Below are 12,007 nucleotides of genomic sequence, written 5' to 3'. Positions count from 1 at the left end.
TTCATGAAAGTGTTTCAGTTGTTTAAACAATTACAAATATGTGTAATTGTTCAAAGGAGAGATATGCTTGTGTTCAAATCGAGAAAATTATGGATTGCTTTTGCATTTAGTGCTTTGGTGATCGGGGGATGTTCAAAGGATACACCAAAAGTCAAAGAGAATGATGAACCAATTGTAGAGGAAGAAGCAGTAGTGGAGGAGCCTGTGCAACAACCAGCTTTTGTTGCACCACTTACTGGGGAGGCTGTACAAGAAGAAATTACACAGCGACCAATTATCGTAACCATTAATAATCATCCAGCGGCACGTCCACAATCAGGCTTAGCTGCGGCGGATATCATTTATGAAATGCTTGCAGAAGGTAATGTGACACGCTTTTTAGCAGTATACCAAAGTGAACTGCCTGAAAATATTGGGCCAGTTCGTAGTGCACGCTCTTATTTTATCGATATGGCCAAGGGATTTGATGCCTTTTATGTAGCACATGGCTATAGTCCAGAGGCGAAAACAATGCTTGATCATCGTATCGTCGACAATATCAACGGTATGGCTTATGATGGTATTCTGTTTAAACGTTCTAACGACCGCGTTGCCCCACATAATTCCTATATTACATCAGAAAACATTCTAAAGGGTGCTGAAATGGTAGGCGCTTCAATGAATTACAGTGAAAAAGTACTTCAGGCTTTTTATGAACCTGATGAACGTGGTAAAATAGGTATTGAAACAAGTCAAGTGGATATTTACTACGGAAATAATGAAGATTTCCATAACGCGTATGTGTATGAACATCAAACTAATCACTATGAACGACAATCGGCTAGCGTGGACACAAAAGATATGTTAACAGACGAAACAGTGTCATTGGCAAATGTTCTATTTTTCGAAATGGATCACCAAACAATTGATGATATTGGTCGCCAAGCAATTGATTTAACGTCTGGTGGAAATGCGTATGTATTTCAAAATGGCTATTTGAGGGAAGTCAAATGGGCTAATGTTAATGGAATACCAATGGCTGTAGAGCAAACAGGGGATCCTGTAAAGCTTGTACCAGGAAAGTCGTGGGTTCATTTCGTACCATCTTCGCCAGGGTTACAAGCAATGGTGAAAACGCAGCCTTAAAGGGAGGAAAATTGCATGCAAATCGAAAAAATTCGGGGGCATCAAACAGATCAATTATTTAAAGCAGTGTTAGAGTTGAAGGACATCGAGGAATGCTATAAGTTTTTTGATGATTTATGTACGATTAGTGAAATTCAATCGTTGGCACAACGCTTTGAGGTTGCACATTTATTACGATTAAAGAAAACCTACGAATCCATTAAAAAGGAAACAGGGGCAAGTACTGCAACTATTTCGCGCGTGCGTCGCTGCTTCGATTACGGGAATGATACATATGATGAAATGTTAGGTCGTTTGTATCCTGATGAAAAACCATTCCAAGCACCAAAAGAATAGTCAGAAAAAAGGCTGAGTAGAAGTTCTACTCGGTCTTTTTCATTTTTTTGTCGTGAATCATAAGCTATACTTGTAAACGAATAGATAGAAAATGATAGGTGGTAAACATAGATGGATTATTTAGAATGGAGACATGTGTTCAAGCTAGATCCAGCGAAGGACATTTCCGATGAAGCACTAGAAAAAATTTGCGAGTCTGGGACAGATGTTATTTTAGTTGGGGGAACAGATAATGTAACGTTGGATGGGGTATTAGATTTACTTGTTCGAGTACGTCGTTTTGAGGTGCCAATAGCCCTTGAAATTTCTACGATTGATGCGGTAACACCAGGTTACGACTATTATTTTATCCCAACGGTATTAAATAGTGATGATCCAAAGTGGATTAAAAATTTACATCACGAGGCTATTAAGGAATACGGCGATATTATGGTATGGGATGAATTAGTAGCGGAAGGATATTGTATTTTGAATCCTGATTGTAAAGTAGCCCACGTAACGGGGGCGAAAACAGATTTAACGATGGATGATGTGGTAGCTTATGCACGCATGGCAGAGAATTTCTTTAAACTGCCTGTTTTTTATTTAGAGTACAGTGGAATGTATGGGGATTTAGGGATAGTCAGTGCTGTGAAAAACGAACTGAAGCATACCAAGCTCTTTTACGGTGGTGGCATAACATCTGCAAAGCAAGCAGAGGAAATGGCACAGTTTGCAGATACGGTAGTAGTTGGAAATATTATTTACGAAGATTTAAAAGCTGCACTTGCGACTGTTAAGGCTGTTAAAAATACGTTATAATTTTAGAACAAATGTTTGTAAGGCGGTGCGAAATGGAACAGTTAACAAAAAATTTACTAGCAGGCATGAATCCTGAACAGGAAAGAGCAGTTAAAACAACTGAAGGACCATTACTCATTATGGCAGGTGCTGGGTCAGGAAAAACACGAGTTTTAACACATCGTATTGCTTACCTAGTGATTGAAAAGGAAGTATATCCTTCTAAAATTTTAGCGATTACATTTACAAATAAAGCAGCACGAGAAATGCGTGAACGTATTGATGGCATTCTTGGTAATGGTACGGGCGATAGTATGTGGGTATCTACTTTCCACTCTATGTGTGTAAGAATTTTACGTCGTAATATCGATCAACTAGGCATTTCCCGTAACTTCTCTATTTTAGATTCTACGGATCAGCTTTCAGTCATCAAAAATGTGATGAAGGAAGAAAATATTGACCCAAAACGTTTTGAGCCACGAGCAGTTTTAAATGCTATTAGTGCAGCAAAAAACGAGTGTATAGCAGCGGATGATTATGCAGGTCAAATGAACGATAAGAATCCTTATGAACAAACAGTTGCACGTGTCTATAAAGGCTATGAGAAAAGATTACGCCGCAACCAATCCCTTGATTTTGATGATTTGATTATGACGACGATTACGTTGTTTAAACGTGTACCAGAAGTGCTTGAATATTATCAAAATAAATTTCAATATATTCATGTCGATGAATATCAAGATACCAATAAATCTCAGTATTTACTTGTACAGTTACTAGCAAAGAAATTTAAAAATATTTGTGTTGTAGGTGATTCCGATCAGTCTATCTATCGTTGGCGTGGTGCAGATATTGGGAATATTCTATCCTTCGAAAAGGATTATCCAACTGCAAAGGTGATTATGCTAGAGCAAAATTATCGTTCAACTAAACGCATCCTACAGGCAGCTAATGACGTCATTCAAAATAATACAACACGTTACCCAAAAGAATTACGCACAGAAAATTCAGAAGGTGAAAAGATTGCGCTATATAAAGCTTATAACGAGCAAGAGGAAGCACAATTTGTTGTACAAACAATTCAACAGCTAATTGAAAAAGAAAATCGTTCATTTGATGACTTTGCTATTTTATATCGTACAAACGCTCAATCTCGCGTAATGGAGGAAGTACTTGTTAAGTCCAATATGGCCTATCAAATAGTAGGCGGAACAAAGTTCTATGATCGTAAAGAGATAAAGGACTTACTAGCATATTTACGACTTATTGCCAATAATGATGATGATTTATCACTAGCACGTATTATTAATGAGCCAAAGCGCAGTATAGGTGCAACTTCCTTTGAAAAAATGGCACGTTATGCAATAGATCAGGATCGTTCGATTTTTGACGCGATGAATGATCTTGTTTTCATGGGACTATCAGGGAAAGCAGCAAATTCGGCTGAGCAATTTTATGCCATGATTAAAGGCTTTACACAAATGCAGGAATATCTATCTGTCACTGAAATTGTGGAGCAAGTTATTGACAAATCGGGTTATCGAGCAATGTTACAAAACGAAAAAACAATTGAAGCAGAAAGCCGTTTAGAAAATATTGAAGAGTTTTTATCTGTCACAAAGGCTTTTGAAGAGCGCAGTGATGATAAAAGCTTAATTGCCTTTTTAACCGATTTAGCCCTTATAGCTGATATTGATGCACTCGACAAAGAGGATGCATCCAAGGGCAATATTATTTTAATGACGATGCATGCAGCTAAAGGCTTAGAGTTCCCAGTTGTCTTTATTATCGGTATGGAGGAAAACATCTTCCCACATTCCCGCTCACTTGACGATCAAGATGAAATGGAAGAGGAACGCCGCCTTATGTACGTAGGTGTGACCCGTGCTGAGGAACGTCTATATTTAACATGTGCCCAAAGCCGTACGATTTTTGGTCGTTCAAGCTTTAATAATGCCTCCCGATTTTTAGGTGAAATTTCTCAAGATATTACAGAGTCAATTTCTAAGGCAGGGACAACATCAACAGTACCATTTGCTACTAACAATCGTTCAACAGGTGGTCATCAAAAGCGTACACTTGGTGCTATTCAGCAAACACAACCTGCCACAGCACGTTTACAAGCAACGGGTGGAGATCAATTTGGATGGAAGGCTGGAGATAAGGCGATTCATAAAAAATGGGGAACAGGTATGGTTGTTAGTGTAAAAGGTGAAGGTGATAGTACAGAGCTCGATATCGCATTCCCACAACCAATTGGTATTAAACGATTACTTGCTCAATTTGCACCGATTGAAAAAGCGTAAGCGGAGGAACGTAAATGAACGAAATAGAACAGCGTATAGCGGAGTTAAATAAATTATTGCATGAATATGGTTATGCCTATTATGTTTTAGATAAACCTGTCGTAGCAGATAGTGTCTATGACCAGCTATTACAGGAACTGATTGCATTAGAAGAAGCGAACCCATCCCTTATTTACCCGGATTCTCCTACGCAGCGTGTTGGTGGAGCAGTGGTAGAGGGCTTTAAAAAAGTAACGCATGATTACCCGATGCTTAGTCTTTCAAATGCTTTTCATGAAGCGGATTTGCGAGAATTCGATCGTAAAGTGCGTCAGGCTATCGGAGATCAATTTTCTTATGTATGTGAGCTGAAAATAGATGGTTTGGCTATTTCATTAAAATATGAAAATGGCATGTTTGTACAAGGGGCTACAAGAGGAGATGGTGTGGTAGGAGAAGATATTACCGCCAATTTAAAGACCATCCGTGCGATTCCCCTTCGTTTAAAGGAACCCATTACGATTGAAGTACGTGGTGAGGCGTATATGCCGAAAAAATCCTTTGAAAACTTAAATGCCCAACGTGCTGACAATGGTGAGGAGTTGTTTGCTAATCCACGTAATGCGGCTGCTGGCTCATTACGTCAGTTAGACCCTAAAATTGCGGCCAGTCGCCAACTATCAACGTTTATCTATGCCATTGGCGGAGACGGTGAAGTATACGGTATCGACGGTCATGCTGAAATGCTTGATTATTTAGAAGGCTTAGGCTTCCCTTCCAATAAAGAACGCCAACGATGCTCTACTATTGAAGAGGTAATGGCCTTTATAGAACATTGGACAGAAAACCGTCCAAAATTGGCTTACGAGATTGACGGAATTGTTATTAAAGTTGACCGTTATGCTCAGCAAGATGAACTAGGTTATACAGCAAAGAGTCCACGCTGGGCGATTGCCTATAAATTTCCTGCAGAGGAAGTTGTTACTACGTTACTTGATATTGATTTAACAGTAGGTCGTACAGGTGTTGTTACTCCTACAGCGATTTTAACCCCCGTACAAGTAGCGGGGACGACGGTTCAGCGTGCTTCTTTACACAATGAGGATTTAATTCGAGATAAGGATATTCGTCTTGGAGATACAGTTATTATTCGAAAAGCTGGAGACATTATCCCTCAAGTTGTAGGTGTACTAATAGAACAACGTCCTGAGGATTCAGTCCCTTTTGTCATGCCAAAAAATTGCCCTGTTTGTGATAGTGAATTGATTCGTATTGAAGGCGAAGTTGCCCTGCGCTGTGTAAATCCTGCCTGCTTTGCTCAAATTGCAGAAAGCATAAAATATTTTGTTTCTCGGAACGCGATGAATATTGACGGTCTTGGGGATAAAGTAGTGGAGCAATTATTGCGTGCAGATTTAATACATGATGTTTCTGACTTGTATCATTTAACGGTGGAGCAACTTGTGGAATTGGAGCGTATGGGCGAAAAATCAGCAACTAATTTAGTAAATGCTATTCAAGAATCGAAGGAAAATTCGATGGAGCGTTTATTAATTGGACTAGGAATTCGTCATGTTGGTGAAAAAGCAGCCAAAATCGTATCAGAGGAATTTGGTTCAATGGAAGCGGTGATGGCTGCAACAGAGGAGCAGCTTGTGGCAATTTATGAAATTGGAGATAAAATGGCTTCATCGTTAGTGGAGTATTTCTCAAATGAAGATGCACGAGCAGTTATTGAGCGTCTTGCTGCTGCAGGCGTTAATATGACATACAAAGGTAAAAAAGTAGAAGTGGCGATTGGTGATAGTCCTTTTGCAGGTAAAACAATTGTCTTAACTGGTAAACTTGAGCAATTGACACGCAACGAAGCAAAAGCGAAAATAGAAGAGTTAGGTGGTACAGTCACGGGTAGTGTCAGCAAAAAAACAGATCTAGTGATCGCAGGTACGGATGCAGGCTCTAAACTAACAAAGGCTGAGCAATTGGGTATCGAAGTTTGGACTGAAGATAACTTAATTGAACAACTTAACCTCATCGAATAAGTGCATGATATCTTCCCTTTTATGAATAGGAAGCGATGTCGAGTGCACAACCGTTACATCAAGGCGTCGAGTAGTTTCGTCGACCTAAAATTGACTATTAGTAAAGGAGCACTAAATAATGAAGTCTTTTCGACTCATTCCAGCAATCGTAGCTGCTGCAATGCTAGTCGGCTGTGTGCCTTCTGACAAGAAGGAGACAGAGCTTACACAGGAAACGCAACAGAAAGAAAAAGCTGAAACAACAATTATCCCAAGCATACAAATTGATGAATCTTATTATAAGACGCTTATCCCTTATAAAGAGAGTGCAAGTAGAGGTCTAGTGGTATCTAATATTTATACGAAATATGATATGAAGGAAGTTGAATCAGGTTTAATGCGTTTATCTCAAAATGAGTTCGACACAGATAACTACTACTTCCAAGAAGGTCAATATTTAGCTGAAAGTACAGTAAGCTCTTGGCTTGCTCGTAGTTCACAAACAGAGGATGGATTAAATCCACCGACAACAGACACAATGACACCAGAGGAGCGAGCAACAAAGGCTCCAGTTTATTTATCTCATATTGTAGAGCAAAACTACTTAACAAAAACGAATGATAATAAAGTGAAACTAGGTGGGATTTCAATTGGTCTTGCCTTAAATTCTATCTATTATTATCAAAAAGAACAGTATGGCGAATATTACGAGAAACCAATTTCAGAGTCTACTCTTATTGAGCAAGGCAAAAAAATGGCTGCTGAAATCGTTTCCCGTTTACGTTCACGTGAAGAGTTAAAGGATGTACCGATTGTGGTCGGTTTGTTTAAGCAGCAAGCCCGTAATCAAATTATTCCAGGGACATACTTTAGCTATGGTGTAGCAAAAGCTGGACAGAACAGCATTGCTGATTGGGAAGGTATAGATGAAAATTACGTCTTGTTCCCAACAGATGATTCACAAGATGTATACCGAGATATCAACAATAACTTCAAGAACTTCAAACAAGATGTTGATAAATATTTTTCTAACTATACAAGTGTGATCGGTACTGGTTTCTATCGTAATAAACAAATTCAAAATCTTTCGATTGAAATTCCAATCCAATTTTTCGGTAAAGCAGAGATAATAGGATTTACGCAATATTTAACAGGGATTTTAATCAATCAATTTGATAATATTCATGTGGAAGTGAGTGTTACTTCAGTGAATGGTCCTGAGGCACTAATCATTAAAAAGGCCAATGACAAGGACCCTTACGTGCATGTCTATGATTAATATAGTCAGCCTTTGTGCTGACTATATTTTTTATGGTAATGGATTGAAATAGAGGAACACAACAGGATGATAGCGACAACACTTTGTTATAGTAGTGAAAGTTTCTATATTTTTAGTGAAAGTTGTGATTTTTAAAATGAAAAATGTTATGATTATTGGCATGGTTAACTTTATTCAACCCTATTGTTATCAATAAAAACAATGAATTGAACAAGTATTCGGAGGTGTGAAAAATGGCTAAATTAACAAAAGAAGAAGTAAAGCACGTGGCAAATTTAGCACGTCTTGCAATTACAGAAGAAGAAGCAGAGAAATTTGCTGAACAGCTTGGTAAAATTACAGACTTTGCGGAGCAGTTAAATGAACTGGATACAACAAATGTTGAACCAACAACGCACGTTTTACCATTAGTGAATGTAATGCGTGAAGATGTAGCAGTAAAAGGTTTAGACCGCGAAGTAATGATGTTAAACGTAAAAGAACAAGAAGATGGTCAAGTAAAAGTACCAGCTATCATGTAATACTAAAACATAGGAGGATTCCTCATGACGCTATTTGAACGTTCAGCTAAGGAGTTACAAGCAGAAATTAAAGCGGGTAACTTATCAATCGCTGACTTAACGAAAGAAGCATACGAGCGTATTGCAAAGCTTGATGGCGATGTACAAGCATTCCTTGCTTCAAACGAAGAAAAAGCAACTGCTCAAGCTGCTGAAATGGATAAAGTACCATTTGAAAAGCGTGGACCATTATTCGGTCTACCGATCGGTGTGAAAGACAACATCGTAACAGAAGGCTTAGAAACAACATGTGCCTCTAAAATTCTAGAAGGCTTTATGCCAATCTATGATGCAACTGTTGTCAACAAGCTACGTGAAGCTGGCATGATTACAGTTGGTAAATTAAACATGGATGAATTTGCAATGGGTTCTTCAAACGAAAACTCATACTATAAAACAACAAAAAATCCATGGAATTTAAACCACGTACCAGGAGGCTCTTCAGGTGCATCTGCAGCAGCTGTAGCAGCTGGTGAAGTACCATTCTCTCTTGGATCAGATACAGGTGGTTCAATCCGTCAACCTGCAGCTTACTGTGGTGTTGTAGGGATGAAACCTACATATGGTCGTGTATCTCGTTTTGGTCTCGTTGCATTCGCATCTTCTCTAGATCAAATTGGACCAATTACACGCAATGTTGAAGATAATGCGCTATTACTAGAAGCTATCGCTGGATTAGATCCAAATGATTCGACTTCCGCGAATGTTGAGGTGCCAAATTACGCTGCAGCTCTTACTGGTGATGTTAAGGGCTTACGTATCGCTGTGCCAAAAGAATTCCTTGGTGAAGGCGTTGGTGAAGCAGCTCGTCAATCAGTGCTTGCGGCATTAGAGGTATTAAAAGGCTTAGGCGCTACTGTAGAAGAGGTATCACTTCCTCACTCGAAATATGCACTAGCTGCGTACTATATCCTTTCTTCATCTGAAGCGTCTTCTAACTTATCTCGTTTCGATGGTATCCGCTATGGTTTCCGTGCAGAAAACGTAACAAATTTAATGGACCTTTATAAAGAAACGCGTGCACAAGGCTTTGGTGATGAAGTAAAACGACGTATCATGCTAGGTACTTACTCACTAAGTGCAGGTACGTATGATGCGTACTACAAAAAGGCACAACAAGCACGTACACTGATCAAAGCAGACTACGATAAAGTATTTGAAGACTTTGATGTTATCATTGGTCCAACAGCTCCAACACCAGCATTCAAGATTGGTGAAAATGTTGATGATCCAATGACAATGTATGCAAACGATATTTTAACAATCCCGATGAACTTAGCAGGTGTACCAGCGATTTCAATTCCTTGTGGCTTTGAAAACGATCTACCATTAGGTTTACAAATAATTGGTAAATATTTCGATGAAGCGACTATTTACCGTGTGGCTCATGCTTTTGAACAAGCAACTGAGTTCCATAAAGAAGTTCCTCAAATGTGGGAGGGAAAATAACATGAACTTTGAAACAGTCATTGGTTTAGAAGTACACGTTGAGTTGAAGACTAACTCAAAAATCTTCTCACCAGCACCAGCTCACTTTGGTGCTGAACCAAATACAAATACAACAGTAATCGATTTAGGCTATCCTGGGGTCCTACCAGTCCTGAACAAAAATGTAGTAGATTTCGCTATGCGTGCAGCGCTTGCACTCAATATGGAAATCGAACAAGAAACAAAGTTTGACCGTAAAAACTACTTCTATCCAGATAATCCGAAAGCTTATCAAATTTCACAATTCGATAAACCAATCGGTAAAAATGGTTGGATTGATATTGAAGTAGACGGCTATACAAAACGTATCGGTATCACGCGTCTTCATATGGAAGAAGACGCTGGTAAGCTTTCACATGCTGGTGACCATTCACTAGTTGACTTTAACCGTCAAGGAACACCGCTTGTTGAAATCGTTTCTGAGCCAGATATTCGTACACCAAACGAAGCGTATGCATATCTCGAAAAATTAAAATCGATTATTCAATATACTGACGTATCTGATTGTAAGATGGAAGAAGGCTCATTACGTTGTGATGCCAATATTTCTATTCGTCCTTATGGTCAAGAAGAATTTGGTACAAAAACAGAGCTTAAAAACCTGAACTCCTTCAACTATGTTCGTCGTGGTTTAGAGCATGAAGAATTACGTCAAGCAGATGTATTATTATCTGGTGGCGTGATTGAGCAAGAAACACGTCGTTTTGATGAAAAAACAGGTAAAACAATTTTAATGCGTGTTAAAGAGGGAACAGATGATTACCGTTACTTCCCAGAGCCAGACTTAGTTCGTCTTTCAATTGATGATGCGTGGTTAGAGCGTGTGAAATCTGAAATTCCAGAGCTTCCAGATGCTCGTAAAAAACGCTATGTTGAAGAACTAGGCTTAACACCTTATGATGCTGGAGTTCTTGTTATCTCTAAAGAAATCTCAGACTTCTTTGAGGCAATGGTAGCAAATGGGGCAGATGCTAAGCTTTCTGCTAACTGGTTAATGGGTGATGTTTCTGCTTATTTAAACGCAGAGCAAAAAGATCTAAAAGATACTGCATTAACACCAGAAAACCTTGCTGAAATGGTAAAATTAATCACGGACGGTACAATTTCTTCTAAGATCGGTAAAAAAGTATTTGCTGAATTGGTAGAAAACGGTGGCTCTGCACAGGATATTGTGAAAGCAAAAGGCTTAGTGCAAATTTCCGATGAAGGTGCATTACTAGCAATCGTAACAGAAGTTTTAGATAACAATGCTCAATCTATCGAGGACTTCAAAAATGGTAAAGACCGTGCGATTGGCTTCTTAGTTGGTCAAATTATGAAGGCAACAAAAGGTCAAGCTAACCCACCAATGGTTAATAAATTATTACAACAAGAAATTGCCAAACGATAATACTCGTTGTAACATAATAGCCGAGAGAGCTTCATTGCTCCCTCGGCTATTACTATTCAAAAATGTAACAAATTTGCATTTTGTGAAACTTAATAGTTGTTTAAAAAGCGTATCCATAGCAAAATATAGAATAGACAGTAATAAGGGGGACGAGCCAATGAAAACAGAACAACAGTATTTTAATGAAGCTATATCAATACAGCAATATATGGAGAACATGACGACGTTAAAAGAAGAAAGCTTTCGTATTTATGATGGCTTTGAAGTACCAACAAACGATGGTTTTATTGCGTTATTAAAAGAAAAACAACCTAAAATTTTAACGATTACAGAGGATTGGTGCGGAGACGCAATGTTAAATAATCCAATTATTCGCCGTATTGCTGAAGCGGCAGGATTAGATATGCGTACCGTTTTCCGTGATGCTGATACAGAGCTAATTGATCGTTATTTAACAAACGGTGGTCGTGCAATTCCAATTTATCTATTATTAGATGATGCTGGAGAAGTGATTGGAAAATGGGGACCACGTGCACCTGAATTACAAGAGTTCGTCGTAACGAAACGAGCAAGCTTACCAGATAAAGAAGATCCAACCTTTGAAGAGGCTCAAAAGGCTCTGTATGCAGAAATTCGTGAGGAAAATATCTCCAATCAAACATATTGGATATATGTTTATGAGGACTTTAAGAAGCAAGTAACAGAAGCATTACAAAAATAACAAGAGCATTGCAACATTTCAA

Annotated in this window: 10 protein-coding genes; all 10 read left to right on the top strand. The window is 38.7% G+C overall.

Going from position 1 to position 12,007, the window contains the following annotated elements:
- The first annotated feature begins 69 nt into the window (after positions 1–69).
- The 10 genes from EW028_RS19460 (at position 70) to EW028_RS19415 (ending at position 11,985) form a co-directional block, all read left to right on the top strand.
- A complete protein-coding gene (locus EW028_RS19460; RefSeq protein ID WP_131522001.1) occupies positions 70–1,125 on the top strand; it encodes a DUF3048 domain-containing protein in 1,056 nt (351 codons plus the stop codon).
- A 15-nt stretch (positions 1,126–1,140) separates the two neighbouring features.
- A complete protein-coding gene (locus tag EW028_RS19455; RefSeq protein ID WP_004225717.1) occupies positions 1,141–1,461 on the top strand; it encodes a YerC/YecD family TrpR-related protein in 321 nt (106 codons plus the stop codon).
- A gap of 111 nt (positions 1,462–1,572) precedes the next feature.
- Positions 1,573–2,262 carry a heptaprenylglyceryl phosphate synthase gene (gene pcrB / locus EW028_RS19450; RefSeq protein WP_131522000.1) on the top strand — a complete coding sequence of 230 codons (690 nt, stop codon included), beginning with the start codon at positions 1,573–1,575 and terminating at the stop codon, positions 2,260–2,262.
- A 32-nt stretch (positions 2,263–2,294) separates the two neighbouring features.
- The gene (pcrA, locus tag EW028_RS19445; RefSeq protein ID WP_131521999.1) at positions 2,295–4,547 is read left to right on the top strand and encodes a DNA helicase PcrA; all 2,253 of its coding nucleotides are present in this window, start codon (positions 2,295–2,297) and stop codon (positions 4,545–4,547) included.
- A 14-nt stretch (positions 4,548–4,561) separates the two neighbouring features.
- On the top strand, positions 4,562–6,568 hold the full coding sequence (gene ligA, locus EW028_RS19440; RefSeq protein ID WP_131521998.1) for an NAD-dependent DNA ligase LigA: 2,007 nt from the start codon (positions 4,562–4,564) through the stop codon (positions 6,566–6,568).
- A 118-nt stretch (positions 6,569–6,686) separates the two neighbouring features.
- Positions 6,687–7,826: a CamS family sex pheromone protein gene (locus EW028_RS19435; RefSeq protein ID WP_131521997.1), complete on the top strand. Its 1,140-nt coding sequence runs from the start codon at positions 6,687–6,689 to the stop codon at positions 7,824–7,826.
- Between the two features lie 233 nt (positions 7,827–8,059).
- Positions 8,060–8,347 (top strand): Asp-tRNA(Asn)/Glu-tRNA(Gln) amidotransferase subunit GatC, encoded by a 288-nt coding sequence (gene gatC / locus EW028_RS19430; protein ID WP_004225708.1) that lies wholly within the window; start codon positions 8,060–8,062, stop codon positions 8,345–8,347.
- Positions 8,348–8,371: 24 nt separating this feature from the next.
- Positions 8,372–9,835: an Asp-tRNA(Asn)/Glu-tRNA(Gln) amidotransferase subunit GatA gene (gatA, locus tag EW028_RS19425; RefSeq protein ID WP_131521996.1), complete on the top strand. Its 1,464-nt coding sequence runs from the start codon at positions 8,372–8,374 to the stop codon at positions 9,833–9,835.
- A gap of 1 nt (position 9,836) precedes the next feature.
- Positions 9,837–11,264 carry an Asp-tRNA(Asn)/Glu-tRNA(Gln) amidotransferase subunit GatB gene (gatB, locus tag EW028_RS19420; protein WP_048394874.1) on the top strand — a complete coding sequence of 476 codons (1,428 nt, stop codon included), beginning with the start codon at positions 9,837–9,839 and terminating at the stop codon, positions 11,262–11,264.
- Between the two features lie 157 nt (positions 11,265–11,421).
- On the top strand, positions 11,422–11,985 hold the full coding sequence (locus tag EW028_RS19415) for a thioredoxin family protein (RefSeq protein WP_131521995.1): 564 nt from the start codon (positions 11,422–11,424) through the stop codon (positions 11,983–11,985).
- Positions 11,986–12,007: the final 22 nt, after the last annotated feature.

This window comes from Lysinibacillus sp. OL1, from assembly GCF_004332175.1.
Classification (GTDB): domain Bacteria; phylum Bacillota; class Bacilli; order Bacillales_A; family Planococcaceae; genus Lysinibacillus; species Lysinibacillus capsici.
This window is presented reverse-complemented; position numbering and strand designations above follow the sequence as displayed.